Raw genomic sequence first — 20,841 nt, forward strand, 5'->3', positions numbered from 1 at the left:
GACCGCCATGTCCGACACACGGATGCCCGAACTGCCCGTCACCTTCCGGCCGGGCGTCACCCGCGCGGTGCTCCTCACCGCGGGCGCCGCGCTGTTCGTCGTCGTCAGTCTGATCGGGCTGCTGCTGTCCGGGCTCGGCCCGGGGGAGCGGATCAGCTTCGTGTTCACCGCCGCCCTGCTGGCCGGTGTGCTGTTCCTGCTGGCCCGGCCGAAGGTCGTCGCCGACGAGACGGGCGTCACGGTCGTCAACATCGTGAACCGGCGCCGCCTGGCCTGGCCGGAGATCCTTCAGGTGAACCTCCGCTCGGGTGATCCCTGGGTCTTCCTCGACCTCAGCGACGGCACCAGCATGCCCGTGCTCGGCATCCAGCCCGGCATGGCCCGGCAACGGGCCGTCGCCGACGCACGGGCCCTGCGGGCCCTCGCCGAGGCGCACTCCGCGCCCGAGGCCGGCGCCGCCCGGGACTGACCCGGCGCCACCGGCCGTCGCCCGTCCGGGCACCGCGCACCTGCCGCAGTCGCCCCCGTCTTGATTAATCTGTTGGGCGGAGGCGCGCCGACAACGCCTCCGCCCCTGTCGCCCCGCCCGGTGCCCAGGGGCCCCAGCTATCCGAGGAGTGACCCTCTCCGGCGATGGACGGATCGTCCTGCAGTACCTGCGCCGCCCCCTGCCGACATAGCGCTCATCCGGGTTCCCGGGTGCGCGCGCATGCGGAGGCGGCGGCATCATGAGCACCCCTGCGCTGCTTCTCGCAGCCGCCTTCCTGCTGATCCTGGCCAACGGCTTCTTCGTGGCCGCCGAGTTCGGCCTGGTCACCGTCGAGCGGGCGGACGCCGAACAGGCCGCCGCAGGCGGCGACCGGCGCGCCCGGCGCGTCGTCGCGTCCCTGCGCGAGCTGTCGTTCCAGCTGTCCGGCACCCAGCTCGGCATCACCATCACCTCCCTCGTCGTCGGCATGCTCGCCGAACCGGCCCTGGCGGAACTGCTGCACGGCCCGCTCACCGGCCTCGGCACGCCCCAGGGCGCGGTCCCCGGCGTGTCCGTGGTGATCGGCATGCTGCTCGCGTCCGCCGTGCAGATGGTGATCGGCGAACTCGTGCCGAAGAACTGGGCGGTGTCCCGGCCGATGCAGGTCGCGCGCTTCGTCGCCGGCCCGCAGCACGCCTTCGCCCGCCTGTTCCACCCGGTCATCGCCGGGCTGAACGCCGTGGCCAACCGTCTGGTGCGGGCCCTGGGCATCGAGCCCGCCGAGGAACTCGCCTCCGCCCGCACCCCGGGCGAACTGGTTTCCCTGGCCCGGCATTCGGCCCGTGCGGGCGCCCTGGAGCAGGACACGGCGGACCTCTTCGTCCGCACCCTGTCCCTGGGCGAGCTGACCGCCCAGCACGTCATGACCCCGCGCGTGCGGGTCAGCGCCCTGCAGGCGTCCGCGACGGCCGAGGACGTGGTCAACCTGACCCGCGCCACCGGCCTGTCCCGCTTCCCCGTGTACCGGGAGCGGATCGACGAGATCGCCGGCATGGTCCACCTCAAGGACGCCCTCGCTGTCCCCGCGCACGAACGGCTGCGCACCCCGGTGGGCCGCATCGCCCGCCCGGCGCTGCTGGTCCCCGAGACCCTGCCGGTGCGCCCGCTGCTCGCCCGGCTGCGCAGCGAGCAGCCCATCGCGGTCGTCGTCGACGAGTACGGCGGCACCGCCGGCGTGGTCACCCTCGAGGACATCGTCGAGGAGATCGTCGGCGAGGTGCGCGACGAGCACGACGGGCAGGACGTGCCCGAACTCGCCCCGGCCCCGCCCGAGGACGGCAACCCCGCCTGGGACGTCGACGGGGGCGCCCGGGTCGACATCCTGCGCCGCATAGGGCTGGAGGTCCCCGAGGGCCCGTACGAGACGGTCGCCGGGCTGGTCGCCGATCTGCTCGGCCGGATCCCGGCCGTCGGGGACCGCGCCGACCTGGCCGGCTGGCGGCTTTCCGTGCGCCGCGTGGGCCACTACCGTGCGGAACGGGTCCGCCTGGTCCGCACCGCGCGGCTCCCTCTGGCGGAGGCGGCCCGATGAGCGTCCTGCACCTGCTGTTCGCCGCCCTCCTGGTGCTGGCCAACGGCTTCTTCGTCGGCGCCGAGTTCGCCCTGGTGTCGGTCCGCCGCAGCCAGATCGAGCCGCTCGGCACCAGCCGCGCCCGCCAGGTGCTGTACGGCCTGGAGCATCTGCCGCAGATGATGGCGGCCGCCCAGTTCGGCATCACCGTCTGCTCGCTCACCCTGGGCGCGGTCGCCGAACCGACCGTCGCCCGGCTGCTGGAGCCGGTGTTCACGTGGATGCACCTCCCGCACGGCGTGATCCACCCGCTCGGCTACGTCATCGCGCTCGCCGCCGTGATCTTCTTCCACCTGGTCATCGGCGAGATGGTGCCCAAGAACCTGGCGATGGCGGCCCCCGAGAAGGCGGCCCTGTGGCTGAGCCCCGGCCTGGTCTGGTTCGCCCGCCTGTGCAAGCCGGTCACCGTCACCCTCGGCGCCTTGGCCCAGGGCATCCTGCGGCTCTTCCGGGTGGAGCCCAAGGACGAGGTCGAGGCCGTCTTCACCAGCGAGCAGCTCAACCGGCTGGTCGAGGACGCCGGGCAGGCGGGCCTGCTCGACCCCGAGGAGGCCGAGCGCCTGGAGGACGCGCTGGAGCTGGGCTCGCGCCCGGTGACGGACGTCCTGCTGCGCCGCGAGTCCCTCGTGACGGTCACCCCCGCGGTCACCCCGGGGCAGATCGTGGAGCTGACCGCCCGTACCGGGTACTCGCGCTTCCCGGTGGCCGCGGAGAGCGGTGCCTTCATGGGCTACCTGCATGTCAAGGACGTGCTGGACCTGGAGGACACCGACCGCGCCGTCCCGCAGCACCTGTGGCGGCCCATGACGACCCTGCGTCCGGAACTCCCGCTGGACGACGCCCTGACGGTGATGCGCCGCGCGGCCACCCACCTGGCCCAGGTGTCGGACGCCTCCGGGAAGGTGCTGGGCCTGGTGGCCCTGGAGGACGTCCTGGAGCTGCTGGTGGGCGAGGTCCGCGACCCCGCCCACCGCGAGGTGACGCTCACCCCGCAGCGGGCGAGCGGGACCCCCGAGGAGGCGATGGCCACCTGACCGCGGGCGGCCCCGGCCGCCCTCGTCGACACGCCCGTCGGGGTCTCACGGCCCCGACGGGTCCGACGGGCCCCGCCCGGACAACACCTCCCCGTACGCCTGCATCAGGTCCGGCAGGCGCAGCGTCGCCAGGTCCTCCCGGGACAGCGGGCCCGGGTATCCCGACAGCCTGAGGTCCCGGTAGGCGCAGCTCTTCTCGTACAGGGTGCGCAGGAAACGCCCGTTGCCCAGTTCGTCGATCCAGCCCTGGTCCACCACATGCCCGGCGATCGACCGCAGCTCGTCCACGGCCTCCTCGTCCCACACGTCGCCGTTCTCCGCCGCCAGCACCTCGCCGATCGCGGTCAGCTCCAGCGGCCGGTACGAGGGGAAGTCCACCCGGGTGGTGAACCGGGACGACAGCCCGGGGTTGGCGGCCAGCAGCCGGTCCATGCCCTCCGGGTAGCCGGCGAGGATCACCACCAGGTGGTCCCGGTTGTCCTCCGCCCGCTTCAGCAGCACCTGCAGCGCCTCGTCGCCGTACGCGTCGCCCTTGCCGTATCCGGAGTTGGAGAGCGAGTACGCCTCGTCGACGAAGAGCACCCCGCCGAGCGCGGAGTCGATCAGCTCGTTGGCCTTCACCGCGGTCTGCCCCAGGTACTCGCCGACCAGGTCCGCCCGCTGGGCCTCCACCAGGTGGTCGCCGCCGAGCAGCCCGAGGGCGTAGAAGACCCGGCCGAGGATCCGGGCGACCGTCGTCTTGCCGGTGCCGGACGGTCCGGAGAAGACGAAGTGCCGCTTCGGGGGCTGCACCGGCAGTCCCTGCCCGGTCCGCAGCCGCGCCATGTTCAACTGCGCCGACAACGCCTTGACCTGGCGCTTCACCGGCTCCAGACCGACCATGCGCTCCAGCTCCGCGAGCGCCTCCTCCAGTAACGCCGGGTCGGTGGGACCGGACGGCAGCGGCGACGCCGGGCTGCCGGCCCGCTCGCGCGCCCCCGGACCGCCGAGCGAGGACAGGGAGGAGGGCGGCGGCTCGGGATCGGACAGCCGCAGATCACGCCCCTCGGCGCCGAACAGCGGGTCCAGCGTGTCCGGGCCGTCGATCATGTCCTGACCGACGCCGGTGAGGGTGATCGCGGCGAGGTCGGCGGAGTCGTCGTAGCCGTCGCCCTCGGCGATCGCGGCGAGCCGGGCCGAGGTGTCCATGAAGGCGGGGTCGACGCGGTGCACGGCCCGGTACAGGGGGAGGGCGGCGGCGCTGCGGCCGGTGCCCTCGTGGGCGCGGGCCAGCCAGTAGCGCAGCTCCTTGCGCTGCGGCTGCTCGCTGCGACAGCGCATCAGGGCCGCCGACAGCAGCGGTTCGGCCTGTCCGTACATCTCCAGGCGCACCCGGGCCATGCCGCCGAACAGGCCGGCCTCGATGCCCAGCACCGGGTCGTCGACGAGCGGGTCGGTGTGCCGGACCAGCTGCTCCCAGTCCTTGACCAGGTAGGCACGGCAGGCGTGCAGGAAGCGGACCTGCGGGTCGGTGTCCACCGGGGGCAGTCCGGCGAGCGCCTGGTCCAGCTCGGGGACGTGGCGGCCGTCCAGCCAGTGGGAGGCGTGGGCGAGCAGCAGGTCCCGGGGGCTCTCCAGCACGGGCTGAACCCACCAGCCCAGCCAGTACCAGGAGTTGAGGGTGCGCCGGTGCCGGGTGCGCTGTTCGCCGAAGCGGTCGCGGTGGCGGTACATCCTCAGCAGCGCGGTCGTCGTGTCCACGCGCAGCGCGTGCAGTCCGAGCCAGCCGTCGGCCATCCCGGGGTCGATCCGCACCGCGGTCCGGAACTCCTCCTCCGCCTGCGGATAGGCGCCCATGGTGTAGGCGTCCACGCCTCGCAGCCAGGCGAGGTCGGCCGGGGCCTGCGGGCCCTGCGTGCCGAAGTCCATCACGTCCCCCACGAACCGTGCCCCCGTCGGTGTGCCGGCCGGCCCTCGGCCGCCGGCCCCCTGTGGTCGAACCGCCGTGCCGCGGACCGGAGTTGCAAGGTGCGCGACGCATCGTCCGCCGGTCGCACCGAGGGCATCGTACCTGCGGTGGCGTCACGTCCCCAGGGTGCCGTGCAGGGGGAACACGGGGCGCGTGGGAGGGGCGCGGCGCACGCTCCCTCACCGAGGGTGATCGTCATATGCCACTGTGCGCCCGGAAAATGCGAAAAGGGCAGAACGAAGCCCCCGATCACGGGGGAACAACCGGGGGCTTCGTGTCTGCGGGCGGCTCCCGAAGGGCCGCACATTGAGAACGTAAGACCTGTACGGGCCCTCGGTCAAGCGGAGTTGGGGTACTGCGGCAACTTGTCCGGGACCGCTCTTCACGGGTTCACCACATTGCGGATGACTCGTCACTCTACGTGAGCGGGCAGGGTGCCTCACCGGTCCCGGCAGGCCCGGCGACCAGCTCGTATCCCTCCTGTCGCTGCCGCACCAGCAGATGTGCGAAGGGGCGCGAAGGGTCATCGGCGAAGTGCTCGCGCTCCGCCCCCGTCCATCCGTCCCAGAACTCCCGCTGCTCCTCACCGTCCCGGGCCCGCCCGCGCGCCCAGGACTCCTCAGGGGGCAGGTCCATCCAGAGCAGCAGCGCCAGATGCGGGCGCAGCGCCCGACGCCCCGCGCCCACGCCCTCCATCACGACCACGGGGGCGGCCGGCAGAGCACGCGGCGGGCCGGGGCGGCGGGCGCGCCAGTCGTAGGGGGCGTAGCGCGCCGACTCGCCCCGGGCGAGCGGGCCGATCACCTCGCCGAGCAGCCGTCCGGTCCAGTCGAACAGTTCGTCATGGTGGGCGATGTCGTCGAGGTGCAGCACCGGGGCACCGCCGAGCGCACCGGCGAGCAGCCCGGCGAAGGTCGACTTCCCGGACCCGGCGTGTCCGTCGACGGCGACGAGCCGCACCGGACCGCACGAGGGCGGAAGCCGCAGGATGCGGGAGGCGAGGGTGTGAATGGCGGGTTCCCGGGGCTGTGGGGGAGTACGGACGGGAGCACTCTAGGGCCCGCGCTCCCGGCCCGGCCCAAGGCGGGGGCCACCGCCCACCTGCGGCGCTTCCGACATTGGTCGAGTCCCATGTTGGTCCGCACCGCACGGCCAGGGTGCTGGCAGGACCCGCCCGGCTGCGTTCATAGTGGGGCCCACACCCGCTCCACCCGGCGGACGCACACCGTCCGGCGGCCGTGCACTGGCCTTGTCCCGACTCCGACACCTGGGGGTCCCCCACCCATGAGCAGAGCCGAACTGCCGTCCCGCAGAACCCTCCTGGCCGCGGCCGTCGTCGCAGCCGTCGCCGGAGGGGCGGGACCGGCGTCCGCGGCCGCCCCGGCCACCGTCGCCACCCGGCCCACCGGATCCGGGCGCGCCGCCGCCCGCACCGTCGACAACCGGGCCTGGACCACCTACACCGACTGGCGCGCAGGCACCGCCGCCGGCACCCGCGCTGTCGCCGGCGCCCGCCCCGGCCTGGTCCTCGCCAAGCCCGCCGGCACCACGGACTACACCGACCCGCACACCGGACGCACGGCCGCCTACGAGTACGCGACCTGGACCTCGCCCGTCCACCGCCTCGCGGTCCCGGCCACCGAGGCGATCGCCTCCTGGAACGCGCACACCCCCGAGGGCACCTGGCTCCAGATCGAGCTGAAGGGCACCTACTCCGACGGCACGGACACCCCCTGGTACGTGATGGGCCGCTGGGCGGCCGGCGACGGGGACATCCTGCGCACCTCGGTGGACGACCAGAGCGACGGGAGGAGCAGCGTCTGGACGGACACCCTCGCCGTCGACGACGCGGCCTCGGGCCTGCGCCTCACCTCCGCCCGGCTGCGCCTCACCCTGTACCGCCGCCCCGGCACCCGCCTCACCCCGACCGTGTGGCGGGCCGGCCTGATGGGCTCCGACGTCCCCGACAGGTTCACCGTCCCCGCCTCCGAGCCCGGCCTCGCCCGGGAACTGGTCGTCCCGCGCTACTCGCAGGAGATCCACAAGGGCCAGTACCCGGAGTACGACAACGGCGGCGAGGCCTGGTGCAGCCCCACCTCCTCGCAGATGATCATCGAGTACTGGGGCGGCCGGCTCTCCGAGGAGCAGCTCTCCTGGGTCGATCCCTCCTACGCCGACCCGCAGATCTGCCACGCGGCCCGCCACACCTACGACCACCAGTACGCGGGCTGCGGCAACTGGCCGTTCAACGCGGCCTATGCGGCGACCTTCCCCGGCCTGCAGGGCGTCGTCACCCGGCTGAGGTCCCTCACCGACCTGGAGACGCTGATCGCGGCGGGCATCCCGGCCATCACCTCCCAGTCGTTCCTCAAGGAGGAGCTGACGGGCGCGGGCTACGGCACCTCCGGGCACCTGATGACCGTGATCGGCTTCACTGCCGACGGCGACGTGATCGCCAACGACCCGGCCTCGGACGACAACGAGGCCGTGCGCCGGATCTACCAGCGGCGCGAATGGGAGAACATCTGGCTGAGGACCAAGCGCTACAACGCCTCCGGGAAGGTCGTCTCCGGCACCGGCGGCGTCTGCTACCTGTACTTCCCGGCGCGGCCGACCCCGCGCCAGCGCAAGGCGCTCGCGGCGGTGGGCGTGCGCTGAGCCGGCACCAGCGGCGGGCCCCGGTGCGTCCGGGGTCCGCCGCGTGTGAGCAACCTCTCGGCGGCACCGGCCGTTTCCGGTGGCAAGGTGGACGACGTCCCTGGGGGGGACCGGCCACCACCGAGACCAGGTAGAAGTCATGACCGCGAACGCAGCCACCGTCACCCGTGCCCGTACCGGCGGCCCCCGCGAGGACGGCCCGAAGATCCTCGAGCATGTGCTCGGCTGGACCCTCGTCGTGGTCCTCGCGATGCTCGTCACCCAGCTGGGACTGCTGTAGTCCGCTCCGCAGACCGCCCGTGCTGTGGCCCGGGCCGACCTGCCATACTCCTGCGGGACCGTCCCGCCCCCCGCAGGAGACCTGGTTCGACCGTGAACACCAGCCAGCAGTCCGTCGTGCGGCCCTCGGTCCGCGCCACCCGGCGGGCGTCGGCCCGCCGTGCCGAACTCATCGCCATCGGGCGCCGCTTGTTCGCCGACCGGTCCTACGACGCACTCTCGATGGACGACATCGCGCGCCAGGCACAGGTCGCCAAGGGCCTGATCTACTACTACTTCCAGTCCAAGCGGGGCTACTACCTGGCGATCATCGAGGACTCGGTGGCCGGGCTGGTGACCCTGGCCTCGAGCGGTGACGAACTGCCGCCCGTGGAACGGGTGCACCGCACCATCGACAGCTATCTGCGCTACGCCGAGCACAACCAGGCCGCGTACCGCGCGATCGTGAGCGGCGGTGTCGGTTTCGACGCCGAGGTGCACGCCGTCCGGGACGGCGTGCGCGAGGCGATCGTCGCGACCATCGCCGAGGGCGCCTACGGACGCTCCGACGTCGCCCCGGTGGCCCGCATGGCGCTGCTGGCCTGGGTGTGCAGCGTGGAGGGCGCGGTGCTGGCCTGGATCGACCGCGCCGAACTGCCCCGCGAGACCATGTGCGCGCTGCTGGTGAAGACGCTCGGCGGCGCCATGCGCGCCGTCGAGGAACTGGACCCCGCCTACCCGGCCCCGGAGGCCGCGCGCCGCGACGGCTGACGGAGGGCCGGCGGCCGGCCGCCGGCGGAGAGCGCGGGGCGGGAGTCCCCCCGTGGAACCCCCGCCCCGCGTGTCCAGCCGGCCGCTACCGGATGGCCTTGATCAGCTCGCCGTCCGCGGTGTCGCCGCTGAGCTCCCAGAAGAACGTGCCGCCCAGACCCTGCTGGTTCTTCCAGTCCGTCTTGGAGGCGACGGTCGCCGGGGTGTCGTAGCTCCACCACTGCTCGCCGCACTTGGCGTAGGCGGTGCCGCCGACGGTGCCGGTCGCCGGGCACCTGTCCTTGAGGACCTTGTAGTCGTCGATCCCCGCCTCGTAGGTGCCGGGCGCGGGCCCGGTCGCGGTGCCGCCGGGCTCCCCATGGGTGACGCCGGTCCAGCCGCGGCCGTAGAAGCCGATGCCGAGCAGCAGCTTGTCCGCGGGGACGCCCAGTCCGGTCAGCTTCGTGAGGGTGGCGGCGCTGTTGTACTCCGCCTTCGGGATGCCGTCGTACGAGGTCAGCGGCGAGTGCGGGGCGGTCGGTCCCGCGGTGTCCCAGGCGCCGAAGAAGTCGTACGTCATCGGGTTGTACCAGTCGACGTACTGCGCCGCGCCCGCGTAGTCGGCCGCGTCGATCTTGCCGCCCTCGGTGGCGTCCGCCGGGATCGCGGCGGTGACCAGGCTGTCCGGGCCGAAGGTGGTGCGCAGCGCCGACATCAGCTCGCGGTAGGCGTCCCGGCCGCTGGTGTCGCAGGTGGCGCCGCAGGCGTTCGGGTACTCCCAGTCGATGTCGATGCCGTCGAAGACGTCGGCCCAGCGCGGGTCCTCCACGAGGTCGAGGCAGGACCGCGCGAAGGCGGCCGGGTCCTTCGCGGCCTCGCCGAAGCCGCCGGACCAGGTCCAGCCGCCGAACGACCAGATCACCTTGAGGTCCGGATGCTCGGCCTTCAGCTCGCGGAGCTGGTTGAAGGTGCCGCGCAGGGGCTGGTCCCAGGTGTCGGCGACCCCGTCGACGGACTCCTCGGCGGTGTAGGCGCGCTCGGTGGCCGCGTAGGAGTCGCCGATGGCGCACTTGCCGCCGGTGACGTTGCCGAAGGCGTAGTTGATGTGGGTGAGCCGGTCCGCGGAACCGGACGTCTCGATGTTCTTGACGTAGTACTTCCGGTCGTACGTGCCCCATTCGGTGAAGTAGCCGACGATCTTCGACCCGGCGGCGGCCTCCTGAGCCGAGGTCGCCGCGGTGGCGGTCGAGGTGCCCACGCCGGCGAGCAGTCCGGCGCCGAGCACGGCGGCGCATGCGGCGGACACGAGCGCCCGCAGGGTGCGGGGGCGGTGGGGGGATGGCATCCGGTGTCTCCTCGTGGGGGAGGGGAGCCGCGTTGCTTGGCATGAACGCGGTGACTCGGTTTGGGGCGAAACCCTAGATGGACTAGACCAGTTGGTCAATGGTGCGGACCAATGTGATCGGCAAGGGCTTCCGGACGGCGCGCGGAAGGTGTCGCGGAAGCCGTCCCGAAGTAAGCGGTCGTTAACTGGTGACGCGGTGCCGCCGATCGGGCATACTCACAGCGCACAGCCGCTGGTCAGCAGCTTCCGAGACCCGGGAGTGCGAGCATCGGCCAGGCACTGACACGACCCGGCGATGCGGCCTCCACCCCAGGCGCACGCCGTAGGTGCCCGACAGGGAGGAGAGCGACGCCATGCCCGACCGCGCCCCGCAGCCGGTGGACCGGCAACTGCCCACGGACGAGGCCCGGGATCTGATCTCGCTCGTCCGCGACATCGCCCAGCGCGAGGTCGCCCCCAGGGCCGCCGAGGAGGAGGAAGCGGGCCGCTTCCCGCGCGAGCTGTTCACCCTGCTGTCCGAGTCCGGCCTGCTCGGCCTGCCCTACGACTCCGAATACGGCGGCGGCGACCAGCCGTACGAGGTCTACCTCCAGGTCCTCGAGGAGCTCGCCCGGGCCCGCCTCACCGTGGCACTCGGTGTCAGCGTGCACACCCTGGCCTCCTACCCGCTCGCCGCGTTCGGGACCAAGGAGCAGCAGGCCGAGCACCTGCCCGCGATGCTCGGCGGCGGTCTGCTCGGCGCCTACTGCCTCTCCGAGCCCTCCTCCGGCTCCGACGCGGCGTCCCTGCGCACCCGCGCGGCCCGCGACGGGGACGACTGGGTGATCGACGGCACCAAGGCGTGGATCACCCATGGCGGGGTCGCCGACTTCTACACCGTCATGGCCCGCACCGGCGCCGAGGGTCCGCGCGGCATCAGCGCCTTCCTGGTGCCCGCCGACACCGAGGGCGTCGGCGCGGCCGCGCCCGAGAAGAAGATGGGCATGAAGGGCTCGCCCACCGCCCAGGTCCACTTCGACGGCGTCCGCGTCCCGGACGCCCGCCGCATCGGCGACGAGGGGCAGGGCTTCGCCATCGCCCTGTCCGCCCTGGACGGCGGCCGGCTCGGCATCGCCGCGTGCGCCGTCGGCGTCGCCCAGGCGGCGCTCGACGAGGCGCTCGGCTACGCGACCGAACGGCGTCAGTTCGGCCGGCCCATCGCGGACTTCCAGGGGCTGCGCTTCATGCTCGCCGACATGGCCACGCAGATCGAAGCCGGACGGGCGCTGTACCTTTCGGCGGCCCGGCTGCGCGACGCGGGCCGGCCGTTCGCCAAGCAGGCCGCCATGGCCAAGCTGCACTGCACCGACACCGCGATGCGCGTCGCCACCGACGCCGTGCAGATCCTCGGCGGCTACGGCTACACCGCCGACTTCCCGGCCGAGCGCTACATGCGCGAGGCGAAGGTCCTGCAGATCGTCGAGGGCACCAACCAGATCCAGCGCATGGTCATCGCCCGCCACCTCGCGGGGCCGGAGACACGCTGAACCGGCCGTGGCCCCGCCAGGGCTCGGCGAGCCGGGTCCACTCCGGGTCGTGCCGTCCCGGCAGCATGCGGCCCCGGTCCGCCCAGGTCCGCATCAGTTCGCGGTAGATGGGCGGGTCCGGGAGCTGTGGCGGCGGGGCGACGGCCGCCTCGACGGGCGGCGGCACGAAGACGTGGGGCTGACGCCCGGTCGTCGAGTACGTGGGGGTCGTCATGCCCGGCCAACGCCGAAGCGGGCGGGCGGGTCACCGACCCCCCGAATAGGGCGTGCGTTCACGGGTGTCCCGTGCGGAGGACGGTCGTCGGGAACGAGGGTGGCGGAGCACGCCACCCTCGGGCCGGTCCGCGCTCAGGCGGCGTCGCGCCGCATCGCCGGGAACCGGACGGGGCGGGAGCCCGGCCCGCCGACGTGCGAGAAGGGCTGGGTGCGCCAGTCGAGCCCCTGAGGGAGCGTCAGCAGCAGGGCCGTGTCCTGCTCCTGGGGCGTGACGGACTCGTCCGCCGGCCGGGCCTCGGACGCGCGGCGGCCGGTGCCGGCGCAGACCGTGAGCCCGAACGGATTCCACGGCGAGGCGCACAGAGCGTGCTCCGGCAGGACCTCCTCGTCCGCCAGGAGGGCGATGGGCTGCGAGCAGTCCGGGCACACCACCCGGAACATCTCGAACGTGTCGTACGCGTCGGAGTCGTCGTCCGGGGTGCCGGGTTCGACGTACTCCGGCTCGGGCACGACGACCGGCTGCTGCCGCTTGGACGTGGTACGGCCAGGGCGCTTAAGACTCTGCATTGGGTACTCCCCCTCGGGCTGGGCCGTTCAGGCACTGCGGCCTCGACCACAGCAAGCACTTCCCGCCGACCCTGGGGGGTAATCACGAGAACATCACGGAGACGGCGTAAAGGTTGTGGTGTTCGTCACATACCGCTCGCAGGTGCCGTCCCCGGCGCTCCGCCTCGCCGTTCCGGTATCCGGGGCGATCAAGCGCCCTGTAGGTTCGGCGCCATGGAGGAGCTGGATCGACAGATCGTGCAGCTGCTCGTCAAGGACGGGCGGATGAGCTACACGGACCTGGGCAAGGCCACGGGCCTGTCCACGTCGGCCGTGCACCAGCGGGTGCGGCGGCTGGAGCAGCGCGGGGTCATCCGCGGCTATGCCGCGGTGGTCGATCCGGAGGCCGTCGGCCTGCCGATGACCGCCTTCATCTCGGTCAAACCGTTCGACCCCAGCGCCCCCGACGACATCGCGGACCGGCTGGCCGGCGTCCCCGAGATCGAGGCGTGCCACAGCGTGGCGGGCGACGAGAACTACATCCTCAAGGTGCGCGTCTCCACCCCGCACGAACTCGAGGAACTCCTCGCCCGGGTGCGCTCCCTGGCAGGCGTCTCGACCCGCACCACGGTCGTCCTCTCCACCCCGTACGAGGCCCGCCCGCCACGCATCTGAACCCACCCGACGGTCACGTCCGGGGGACAGCGCTTTCCCGTGACACGGGCGGGCCGGTCGAGGTGCGGCGCCCCGCGGGCGTCGGCCGGCGGCAACACGTGGGGAGCCTCGTCCGGTGTGCCCGGCCCGCCCGCGTCGACGGCGCACGGCGGACACCGCGCGCCGTCGGCGGTCGGGGAGGACGGGCGCCGCTGATCCATGAGTCGCCCGGCCTCTGTCGGCAGTCCCGCGCGGAACCCTGCGCCTTGGTGCCGCGGAACGGGATCGGCTTGCGCAGGGCGCGTCGGCCTCTTGGGTGGGCCTGGCACGGGCGGCGCGCCACCGGATCATGCCGGGCGCCGCTGGAAGGGCCGGTCGCCCCCGGCCACGCGCGGGTCCGCATCCCCCCGCGCGCGTCCGCGAGTGGGAGGGGACCTGGGTGTGGGGTGGCAGGCGGGGCGCGCGAGACTGTGGGCATGAGTGAACGCACCGCCCCCTCGCCCACCGTCCTGCTCCGCCGCGGCGAGGTCCACAGCCCCGCCGACCCCTTCGCCACCGCGATGGTCGTCGAGCGCGGCCAGGTCGCCTGGGTCGGCTCCGAGGGCGCCGCCGACGCCTTCGTCGACGGGGTCGACGAGGTGGTCGACCTCGACGGGGCGCTGGTCACCCCGGCGTTCACGGACGCGCACGTGCACACCACGGCCACCGGCCTCGCCCTCACCGGCCTGGACCTGTCCGCCGCCGCCTCCCTCGAGGACGCCCTCGCCCGGGGTCGGGAGTTCGCCGCCGCCCGCCCTGAGGACCGGGTGCTGCTCGGCCACGGCTGGGACGCCGCCCGCTGGCCCGGCGGCCGCCCCCCGACGCGCGCGGAGCTGGACGAGGTCACCGGCGGCCGCCCCCTCTACCTCAGCCGCATCGACGTGCACTCGGCCGTCGTCTCCACCGCCCTGCTCGACCTCGTCGCCGGCGGCGTCACGCGCGAGGACCGGCCGCTCACCGGGGACGACCACCACGCCGTGCGCGCCACCGCGCTGGCCGCCGTCACCCCGGCCCAGCGCACCGCCGCCCAGCGCGCCGCCCTCGCCCACGCCGCCTCCCTCGGCATCGGCACGGTGCACGAGTGCGGCGGACCGGAGATCTCCTCCGAGGACGACTTCACCGGCCTGCTGCGCCTCGCCCGCGAGGAGGCCGGCCCCCGCGTCGTCGGCTACTGGGCGGAGCAGGACGTCGCCAAGGCCCGCGAGCTGGGCGCGCTCGGCGCGGCGGGCGACCTCTTCGCCGACGGCGCCCTCGGCTCCCACACGGCCTGCCTGCACGAGCCGTACGCCGACGCCCCCCACACCGGCAGCGCGCACCTCGACGCCGGCGCGGTGGCCGCCCACGTGATCGCCTGCACCGAGGCGGGCCTCCAGGCGGGCTTCCACGCCATCGGCGACGCCGCCGTGTCCACCGTGGTCGGCGGCGTCCGCGCGGCGGCCGAGAAGCTCGGCCTCGCCCGCGTACGCGCCGCACGGCACCGTGTCGAGCACGCCGAGATGGTCACCCCGGAGACGATCGCCGCGTTCGCCGAACTCGGCCTCACCGCCTCCGTGCAGCCCGCCTTCGACGCCCTGTGGGGCGGCGAGGGCGGCATGTACGCGCAGCGCCTGGGCGCCGACCGGGCCCGCACGCTCAACCCGTTCGCGGCGCTGCTGCGGGCCGGCGTCCCGCTCGCCTTCGGCTCCGACAGCCCCGTCACCGCGCTGGACCCGTGGGGCACGGTCCGGGCCGCGGCCTTCCACCACACCCCCGAGCACCGCGTCTCCGTGCGCGCCGCCTTCACCGCGCACACCCGTGGCGGCTGGCGGGCGACCGGACGGGACGACGCGGGCGTCCTCGTGCCCGGTGCCCCCGCCGACTACGCCGTCTGGCGTACCGGCGCACTCGTCGTCCAGGCCCCCGACGACCGCGTGGCCCGCTGGTCCACCGACCCCAGGTCCGGCACCCCCGGCCTGCCCGACCTCACCCCCGGCCGTGACCTGCCCCTTTGTCTCCGCACGGTGGTCGGCGGCCGCACGGTCTTCGTACGGCCGGGCGAGTGATCTGCACGGGCGGCGCGGCGGGCGATCATGCGCCGCGCCCCCGTCGCGCGACCTGCGCATCCTCGCCTCTGACCAGGCGTTTGAACCACACCGCGCAGGTCGAACGGCTGTTGACAGGCGGCCGCAGGGGGCCGGTAGGTTCGGCCGGGTCCACCACCGGACGCCCGACCGGAGAACGTCCGGCCACTCGTGTCAGCGCCGCTGGGTCAGGGACGGTGTGCCGCACCGGGGCACCGCCACTGGGAGCCAGGCTCAGCGCGGCGCGGAACCGAGGGACGTTCCAGCCGGCCGGGGAGGTGCGACCCCGGGTGGGGCCCGGGCGCTCAGTAGACAACGGCTTCAGGTCGATCCGCAGCCGGCGGATCCCAGGCCGGCCCGAAGGGCGCCGGGCCCCCATCCGCTGTCCCCGTCCGCCGGCGGGAAAACAGGTGTGCCTACCCGATCTTCGGGAAACGACACCACCATATGAACGTCCTGTCACGCCGACGCGGGACGTGCCCACTAAGGTGGGACCCTGCGCACAGGACATGAAGGGGCAGCAGTGAACGACGGCGGCGGGACCCTCGCGGCAGGATCCCAGGGGCGGAACTTCGGCCCGCTCGGTACGGCTTTGGTGATCATTCCGACCTACAACGAGGCGGAGAACATCAAGGCGATCGTCGGCCGCGTGCGCAAGGCGGTTCCGGACGCGCACGTCCTCGTGGCCGACGACAACAGCCCCGACGGCACCGGCAAGCTCGCCGACGAGCTGGCGGCCGAGGACGAGAACGTCCAGGTGCTGCACCGCAAGGGCAAGGAGGGCCTCGGCGCGGCCTACCTCGCGGGCTTCCGCTGGGGCCTGGAGCACGGCTACGGCGTCCTCGTCGAGATGGACGCCGACGGCTCCCACCAGCCCGAGGAACTGCCCCGCCTGCTGACCGCCCTCAAGGGCGCCGACCTGGTGCTCGGCTCTCGCTGGGTGCCGGGCGGCCGGGTGGTCAACTGGCCGAAGTCGCGGGAGGCCATCTCGCGCGGCGGCAGCCTCTACTCGCGGCTGGCGCTCGACCTGCCGCTGCGCGACATCACCGGCGGCTTCCGCGCGTTCCGCCGGGAGACCCTGGAGGGTCTCGGCCTCGAAGAGGTGGCCTCCCAGGGCTACTGCTTCCAGGTCGACCTGGCCCGGCGCGCGGTGAAGGCCGGTTACCACGTCGTCGAGGTGCCCATCACCTTCGTCGAGCGCGAGCTCGGCGACTCGAAGATGAGCCGCGACATCCTCGTCGAGGCGCTGTGGCGGGTCACCGCGTGGGGCGTGGGGGAGAGGGTCGGCAAGGTCCTCGGCCGCGCCGACGACAAGCCCCGTCAGCCCCGGGCGGGCAAGGCCGCCCCGGTCGAGGAGACCACCGCGGGCGGCGACCGCCCCACGTCGTAGCCGCGGCGGCCCCGCCGTCCACCGGGGCCGCTTATCCCGTGCTGAGCCGGGCCCAGGCACACTGGGAGTATGACGACTGGCGCGCAGACCCCGTACCCCGTCCGGCCCCGGCGCTCCCGGCTGCGCACGCTGCTGCCGCTGGGCGTCGCCGCCTGGCTCGTGCTGGAGATCTGGCTGCTGACCCTGGTCGCCGGGGCGTCGAACGGCCTGGTGGTCTTCCTGGTCCTGGTGGCCGGCGTCGTCCTGGGCTCGGTCGTCATCAAGCGGGCGGGCCGCCGGGCCTTCAAGAACCTCACCGAGACGCTGCAGCAGCAGCAGAACGGCACCGTGGCCCCAGGATCCCGGCCGAACAGCGAGGGCAACGGCCTGACGATGCTGGGCGGCCTGCTGCTCATCATCCCCGGTCCGATCTCCGACGCGCTGGGCCTGCTCCTGCTGGTGCCGCCGGTCCAGAAGGCCGTGAGCCGCTACGCCGAGCGCACCTTCGAGCGCAAGCTCCGTGAGGCCGCCGCGTCGCAGGGCTCGCTGGGGGACGTCTTCCAGCAGGCCCGGATGCACCGACCCGACGGCAAGGTCGTCCAGGGCGAGGTCGTCAGGGACGAGCCGGGCAGCGCCCCGGGGGACACCCCGCAGGGCCCGCCCCCGCCGCTGACGCGCTGAGAACGCCCTGCGCCTGACGAAGGAAGGGACGCCCCGGGTGACCGGGGCGTCCCTTCCTCATCGCGCACACAGATTCCAGGCACGCACACAGGACCGCGGGCGCCGTACATGTACGGCGCCCGCGGTCCTGTGTCGCTGTGCGTCCGGGCGGGGCAAGCCCCGGGATCAGGCCGACTTGCGGCTGTCCCGCGGATGCACCGCGATGTTCATCGCACCGGACCGCAGAACGGCGAGACGCTCCTCGAGGACCTCTTCGAGTTCCTCGCGGGTGCGCCGCTCCATCAGCATGTCCCAGTGCGTACGAGCCGGCTTGGCCTTCTTCTCCTCCGGACCGTCACCGTCCACCAGGAGTGCCTGGGCACCGCAGACCTTGCACTCCCACTCCGGCGGGATCTCCGCCTCGACCGAGAAGGGCATCTCGAAGCGGTGCCCCTTCTCGCATGCGTACTCCACGGCCTGGCGCGGGGCCAGGTCGATGCCGCGGTCCGTCTCGTAGCTGGTCACCACGAGGCGCGTGCCGCGAAGAGCTCGCTCACTCATGAATCGTGCCTCCCGGGCTTGTCGCCCACAGGACAGGTGTCGCTGTCGTCGTCATCCGGTCAACGTCCGGTCGGCGGTAAAGATTCCCGATCGGAGTTCCGTTCCGGGTCATGTGTCACCGTCGTGGCCGCAGCCTTTGTCAACCAGTGCAGTACCCACCGACGCCCGGTTTGTCACATCCAGTCACAGATGTCACACAGCGGTTCGGCATCTTTGACGCGCAGTAACGGTACGCCTGGCAGGCCAAACGCGTACACTACCGCCCTTTCGCGCTCAACGCTAAATCCGCTCGGGCACCGGATTGCCCGCGTCGGCGATCGCCCGCCGTACGGGTACCCGCGCGAGCAGGACGAACCCCAGCACGAAGAAGCCCACCAGGGAGACGATCGCGTCCCGGTAGCTGCCCGTGAGCTGGTAGGTCAGGCCGAACAGCAGCGGTCCGAGCCAGCTCAGCCCCCGGTCGCTGATCTCGTACGCGGAGAAGTACTCCGCCTCCTTGCCGGGCGGGACCAGGTGGGAGAAGAGGGACCGGGACAGGGCCTGGCTGCCGCCGAGGACCAGACCGATGCCGGCGGCCAGCACGAAGAACCACCCGGGCGCGCCGGCCGGCAGGAAGTATCCGGCCGCGAGGGTCAGCGTCCAGGCGACCAGCGAGCCGAGGATCGTGCGCTTCGCCCCGTACCGCCGGGCCAGCCTGCCCAGCAGCAGGGCGCCCGCCACCGCCAGCACCTGGACCAGCAGCACGGCCACGATCAGCGTCGCCTGCCCGAGCCCCAGCTCCTTCGAGCCGTACACCGAAGCCTGCGAGATCACCGTCTGGATGCCGTCGTTGTAGATCAGGTAGGCCAGCAGGAAGGCGAGCGTCAGCGGGTGCCGGCGCATGTCGCGGACCGTCGCCGCGAGCTGCCGGAAGCCCGGCAGGGACGCCCCCCGGGCGGGCGCCCGGCGGTCCCGCAGCCGGCGCAGGGGTATCAGGGCGAACGCGCCCCACCACAGTCCCGCCGAGGCCAGGCAGATGCGCACCGCCATGCTCTCGGACACCCCGAAGCTGTCATGGCCGGTGTAGAGGACGAGATTCGCGACGAGCACCAGCGCGCCGGCCGCGTAGCCGAAGGCCCAGCCGCGCGAGGAGACGGCGTCGCGCTCCTCCGGCGGAGCGATCTGCGGCAGGTAGGAGTTGTAGAGCATCATCGCGACCGACTGCGCGGCGTTCGCCACCACGAGGAGCAGGCCGCCGAGCAGATAGCGGTCGCCGTCGAGGAAGAACATCCCGGCCGTCGCGGCGGCACCGGTGTACGCGGCCGCCGCGAGCAGCGGCTTCTTGCGCCCGGTGCGGTCGGCGGCGGCGCCCACCAGCGGCATCACCAGCACGGCCACGACCACCGACAGGGACACCGCGTACGCGAAGAAGGACCCCGCCCGCACGGGAATGCCCAGCGGATGCACGAACCCGTCGGCGTCCGCCGCCGCCTCGGCGACCGAGGTCAGATACGGGCCGAGGAACACGGTGACCACGCTCGTGGAGTACACGGAGCAGGCCCAGTCGTAGAAGTACCAGCCGCGCTGTTCGCGCCGCCGCGCGGCGTCCTCGTCCGCCGAAGGTGACCGCACGGTGTCGGTGTCCACCCGTGCCCTCGCTTCCCCGTGTGCGCGCCGAGGCGACGGGGCGCGGGGGTCTCAGACCCAGGTGCCGCGGTCCTCCATGACCTCGCGCAGTATGTCGATGTGATCGGTCATGATGCCATCCACCCCGAGGTCCAGGAGCCGGTGCATGCGTTGCGGTTCGTTCACGGTCCACACGTGGACCTGCACGCCGCGCGCGTGGGCGGCCCGCACGAAACGCTCGTCGACGACCCGGACGCCCGACTGCTCCTCGGGCACCTGCGCGGCGACCGCCGACCGGCGCAGCGGAACGGGCAGCCCCCAGGACCGCAGCCGCAGGTTCAGCACCCCCCGGGTGCCGAACGACGTGGCCAGCCGCGGCCCGGCCAGCCGCTGGGCGCGTACCACGCGCGCCTCGGAGAACGAGCCGACGCAGATCCGGTCCCAGCACCCGGTGCGCTCGATCAGGTCCAGCAGGGGGCGCAGCGCCGGCTCGGCCTTCACGTCCACGTTCCAGCGGACCTCCGGGAAGGTCTCCAGCAGCTCCTCGAACAGGGGCACCGGCTCCTCCCCGGCCACCCGTGCCCGCGCCACCTCCGACCAGGGCAGGTCGGCGATCAGGCCCGCGCCGTCCGTCACCCGGTTCAAGGTGGCGTCGTGGAAGGCGACGAGCCGGCCGTCGCGCGTGGCGTGGACGTCGGTCTCGATGTACCGGTAACCCGCCTCGACGGCGCACCGGAACTGCCGGACGGTGTTCTCCAGCCCGTCGGCCGCCCCGCCCCGGTGGGCGAAGGCGAGCGGCCCGGGATGGTCGAGGTAGGGGTGGCGTATCGGCGCGGTCACGACCGCAGTATCGCCTGCCGGGGCTGCCCGCCCGCAACGACCGTGGTGCCGTCGGCCCGCCCCGGGACCTCGAAGACACGCAGGAACACCTGGGCGAGCGGACCGATCGCCACCGCGTACAGCAGCGTGCCGACGCCGACCGTGCCGCCCAGGAGGAAGCCGGTGACCACGACCGTGATCTCGATGAGCGTACGGACCAGGCGCACCGACACCCCCGTGCGCCGGTTCAGGCCCGTCATCAGCCCGTCCCGCGGCCCCGGACCGAACCGCGCCGCGATGTACAGGCCGGTCGCCGCGCCGTTCAGCACGATCCCGGCCGTCATCAGCACCACGCGTACGGCCATGCCGTGCGCGTCCGGCACGAGGGCCAGCGTCGCGTCCATCGCCGCGCCGATCACGAGCACGTTGGAGACCGTGCCGAGCCCCGGCCGCTGCCGCAACGGAATCCACAGCAGCAGCACCACCGCGCCCACGATGGTCAGCACCACCCCCATGGACAGCCCGGTGCGTTCGGACAGGCCCTGGTGCAGGACGTTCCACGGCTCGAGACCGAGCCCCGACCGCACCAGCAGCGCCGAGCTGGCCCCGTACAGGGCCAGCCCCCCGTACAGCTGGAACAGCCGTCGCACGAGATGCCGCTCACGGAGCGGGTTTCTGGCCAAGAGGTGCCCCC

The 20,841-nt window shown here is 73.2% G+C and carries 20 protein-coding genes; 11 read left to right on the forward strand and 9 right to left on the reverse strand.

Annotated elements, in window-relative coordinates:
• Positions 1 to 7: 7 nt before the first annotated feature.
• The 3 genes from F3L20_RS10655 (at position 8) to F3L20_RS10665 (ending at position 3,133) form a co-directional block, all read left to right on the forward strand.
• Positions 8 to 469: a PH domain-containing protein gene (locus F3L20_RS10655; RefSeq protein ID WP_150154033.1), complete on the forward strand. Its 462-nt coding sequence runs from the start codon at positions 8 to 10 to the stop codon at positions 467 to 469.
• A gap of 259 nt (positions 470 to 728) precedes the next feature.
• Positions 729 to 2,060 (forward strand): hemolysin family protein, encoded by a 1,332-nt coding sequence (locus tag F3L20_RS10660; RefSeq protein ID WP_150154034.1) that lies wholly within the window; start codon positions 729 to 731, stop codon positions 2,058 to 2,060.
• A complete protein-coding gene (locus F3L20_RS10665) occupies positions 2,057 to 3,133 on the forward strand; it encodes a hemolysin family protein (RefSeq protein WP_150154035.1) in 1,077 nt (358 codons plus the stop codon). Before F3L20_RS10660 ends, F3L20_RS10665 begins: the two co-directional genes overlap by 4 nt.
• A gap of 45 nt (positions 3,134 to 3,178) precedes the next feature.
• Here F3L20_RS10665 and F3L20_RS10670 read toward each other — a convergent pair whose 3' ends face one another.
• Positions 3,179 to 5,041, reverse strand: a complete 1,863-nt coding sequence (locus F3L20_RS10670) for an AAA family ATPase (RefSeq protein WP_150157290.1) — start codon at positions 5,039 to 5,041, stop codon at positions 3,179 to 3,181.
• Between the two features lie 457 nt (positions 5,042 to 5,498).
• Positions 5,499 to 6,041 carry a uridine kinase family protein gene (locus tag F3L20_RS10675; RefSeq protein ID WP_240810873.1) on the reverse strand — a complete coding sequence of 181 codons (543 nt, stop codon included), beginning with the start codon at positions 6,039 to 6,041 and terminating at the stop codon, positions 5,499 to 5,501.
• Positions 6,042 to 6,365: 324 nt separating this feature from the next.
• Between F3L20_RS10675 and F3L20_RS10680 the strand changes: the two genes are divergently transcribed.
• The 3 genes from F3L20_RS10680 (at position 6,366) to F3L20_RS10690 (ending at position 8,768) form a co-directional block, all read left to right on the forward strand.
• Positions 6,366 to 7,739, forward strand: a complete 1,374-nt coding sequence (locus F3L20_RS10680; RefSeq protein WP_150154037.1) for a peptidase C39 family protein — start codon at positions 6,366 to 6,368, stop codon at positions 7,737 to 7,739.
• A gap of 139 nt (positions 7,740 to 7,878) precedes the next feature.
• The gene (locus F3L20_RS10685) at positions 7,879 to 8,019 is read left to right on the forward strand and encodes an SCO1431 family membrane protein (RefSeq protein ID WP_125508272.1); all 141 of its coding nucleotides are present in this window, start codon (positions 7,879 to 7,881) and stop codon (positions 8,017 to 8,019) included.
• Positions 8,020 to 8,111: 92 nt separating this feature from the next.
• Entirely contained in the window at positions 8,112 to 8,768 is a 657-nt protein-coding gene (locus tag F3L20_RS10690; RefSeq protein ID WP_150154038.1) for a TetR/AcrR family transcriptional regulator, read from the forward strand.
• 85 nt (positions 8,769 to 8,853) lie between these two features.
• Here the strand turns inward: F3L20_RS10690 and F3L20_RS10695 are convergent, their stop codons facing one another.
• Positions 8,854 to 10,092 (reverse strand): glycoside hydrolase family 18 protein, encoded by a 1,239-nt coding sequence (locus tag F3L20_RS10695; RefSeq protein ID WP_150154039.1) that lies wholly within the window; start codon positions 10,090 to 10,092, stop codon positions 8,854 to 8,856.
• Between the two features lie 353 nt (positions 10,093 to 10,445).
• On the opposite strand from F3L20_RS10695, the gene F3L20_RS10700 reads away from it, so the two are divergent.
• Entirely contained in the window at positions 10,446 to 11,618 is a 1,173-nt protein-coding gene (locus F3L20_RS10700; protein ID WP_150154040.1) for an acyl-CoA dehydrogenase family protein, read from the forward strand.
• Here the strand turns inward: F3L20_RS10700 and F3L20_RS10705 are convergent.
• Both F3L20_RS10705 and F3L20_RS10710 read right to left on the reverse strand, forming a co-directional pair.
• The gene (locus tag F3L20_RS10705; RefSeq protein ID WP_150154041.1) at positions 11,581 to 11,832 is read right to left on the reverse strand and encodes a hypothetical protein; all 252 of its coding nucleotides are present in this window, start codon (positions 11,830 to 11,832) and stop codon (positions 11,581 to 11,583) included. The genes F3L20_RS10700 and F3L20_RS10705 overlap by 38 nt on opposite strands.
• A 134-nt stretch (positions 11,833 to 11,966) precedes the next feature.
• Complete coding sequence (locus F3L20_RS10710) at positions 11,967 to 12,401, reverse strand: hypothetical protein (RefSeq protein ID WP_145827854.1); 435 nt, start codon at positions 12,399 to 12,401, stop codon at positions 11,967 to 11,969.
• Between the two features lie 213 nt (positions 12,402 to 12,614).
• Here F3L20_RS10710 and F3L20_RS10715 point away from each other — a divergent pair, with 213 nt between their 5' ends.
• From F3L20_RS10715 to fxsA, 4 genes are all read left to right on the forward strand, one after another.
• Positions 12,615 to 13,055, forward strand: coding sequence for an Lrp/AsnC family transcriptional regulator (locus F3L20_RS10715; protein ID WP_030867874.1), 441 nt, complete (start codon positions 12,615 to 12,617; stop codon positions 13,053 to 13,055).
• A 455-nt stretch (positions 13,056 to 13,510) separates the two neighbouring features.
• Positions 13,511 to 15,115, forward strand: coding sequence for an amidohydrolase (locus F3L20_RS10720; protein ID WP_150154042.1), 1,605 nt, complete (start codon positions 13,511 to 13,513; stop codon positions 15,113 to 15,115).
• A gap of 541 nt (positions 15,116 to 15,656) precedes the next feature.
• Positions 15,657 to 16,523 (forward strand): polyprenol monophosphomannose synthase, encoded by an 867-nt coding sequence (locus tag F3L20_RS10725; RefSeq protein WP_145827852.1) that lies wholly within the window; start codon positions 15,657 to 15,659, stop codon positions 16,521 to 16,523.
• Between the two features lie 69 nt (positions 16,524 to 16,592).
• A complete protein-coding gene (gene fxsA, locus F3L20_RS10730; RefSeq protein WP_150154043.1) occupies positions 16,593 to 17,183 on the forward strand; it encodes an FxsA family membrane protein in 591 nt (196 codons plus the stop codon).
• 165 nt (positions 17,184 to 17,348) lie between these two features.
• Here fxsA and F3L20_RS10735 read toward each other — a convergent pair whose 3' ends face one another.
• From F3L20_RS10735 to F3L20_RS10750, 4 genes are all read right to left on the reverse strand, one after another.
• Positions 17,349 to 17,723: an RNA polymerase-binding protein RbpA gene (locus F3L20_RS10735; protein ID WP_003977404.1), complete on the reverse strand. Its 375-nt coding sequence runs from the start codon at positions 17,721 to 17,723 to the stop codon at positions 17,349 to 17,351.
• Positions 17,724 to 18,002: 279 nt separating this feature from the next.
• Positions 18,003 to 19,349, reverse strand: coding sequence for an MFS transporter (locus tag F3L20_RS10740; RefSeq protein WP_150154044.1), 1,347 nt, complete (start codon positions 19,347 to 19,349; stop codon positions 18,003 to 18,005).
• 51 nt (positions 19,350 to 19,400) lie between these two features.
• Positions 19,401 to 20,168: a glycerophosphodiester phosphodiesterase gene (locus F3L20_RS10745; RefSeq protein WP_150154045.1), complete on the reverse strand. Its 768-nt coding sequence runs from the start codon at positions 20,166 to 20,168 to the stop codon at positions 19,401 to 19,403.
• A complete protein-coding gene (locus tag F3L20_RS10750; RefSeq protein WP_150154046.1) occupies positions 20,165 to 20,830 on the reverse strand; it encodes a YczE/YyaS/YitT family protein in 666 nt (221 codons plus the stop codon). The genes F3L20_RS10745 and F3L20_RS10750 overlap by 4 nt, the downstream gene beginning before the upstream one ends.
• Between the last annotated feature and the right edge of the window lie 11 nt (positions 20,831 to 20,841).

It is taken from the genome of Streptomyces tendae, assembly GCF_008632955.1.
Taxonomy (GTDB): domain Bacteria; phylum Actinomycetota; class Actinomycetes; order Streptomycetales; family Streptomycetaceae; genus Streptomyces.

What these genes read in the sequence shown, in the direction of transcription:
- F3L20_RS10695 (WP_150154039.1), bottom strand. Translation starts at nt 10,092, where the DNA reads ATGCCATCCCCCCACCGCCCCCGCACCCTGCGGGCGCTCGTGTCCGCC.
- F3L20_RS10705 (WP_150154041.1), bottom strand. Translation starts at nt 11,832, where the DNA reads ATGACGACCCCCACGTACTCGACGACCGGGCGTCAGCCCCACGTCTTC.
- F3L20_RS10710 (WP_145827854.1), bottom strand. Translation starts at nt 12,401, where the DNA reads ATGCAGAGTCTTAAGCGCCCTGGCCGTACCACGTCCAAGCGGCAGCAG.
- F3L20_RS10680 (WP_150154037.1), top strand. Translation starts at nt 6,366, where the DNA reads ATGAGCAGAGCCGAACTGCCGTCCCGCAGAACCCTCCTGGCCGCGGCC.
- F3L20_RS10670 (WP_150157290.1), bottom strand. Translation starts at nt 5,041, where the DNA reads ATGGACTTCGGCACGCAGGGCCCGCAGGCCCCGGCCGACCTCGCCTGG.
- F3L20_RS10660 (WP_150154034.1), top strand. Translation starts at nt 729, where the DNA reads ATGAGCACCCCTGCGCTGCTTCTCGCAGCCGCCTTCCTGCTGATCCTG.
- F3L20_RS10720 (WP_150154042.1), top strand. Translation starts at nt 13,511, where the DNA reads ATGAGTGAACGCACCGCCCCCTCGCCCACCGTCCTGCTCCGCCGCGGC.
- F3L20_RS10735 (WP_003977404.1), bottom strand. Translation starts at nt 17,723, where the DNA reads ATGAGTGAGCGAGCTCTTCGCGGCACGCGCCTCGTGGTGACCAGCTAC.
- F3L20_RS10715 (WP_030867874.1), top strand. Translation starts at nt 12,615, where the DNA reads ATGGAGGAGCTGGATCGACAGATCGTGCAGCTGCTCGTCAAGGACGGG.
- fxsA (WP_150154043.1), top strand. Translation starts at nt 16,593, where the DNA reads ATGACGACTGGCGCGCAGACCCCGTACCCCGTCCGGCCCCGGCGCTCC.
- F3L20_RS10685 (WP_125508272.1), top strand. Translation starts at nt 7,879, where the DNA reads ATGACCGCGAACGCAGCCACCGTCACCCGTGCCCGTACCGGCGGCCCC.
- F3L20_RS10655 (WP_150154033.1), top strand. Translation starts at nt 8, where the DNA reads ATGTCCGACACACGGATGCCCGAACTGCCCGTCACCTTCCGGCCGGGC.
- F3L20_RS10700 (WP_150154040.1), top strand. Translation starts at nt 10,446, where the DNA reads ATGCCCGACCGCGCCCCGCAGCCGGTGGACCGGCAACTGCCCACGGAC.
- F3L20_RS10665 (WP_150154035.1), top strand. Translation starts at nt 2,057, where the DNA reads ATGAGCGTCCTGCACCTGCTGTTCGCCGCCCTCCTGGTGCTGGCCAAC.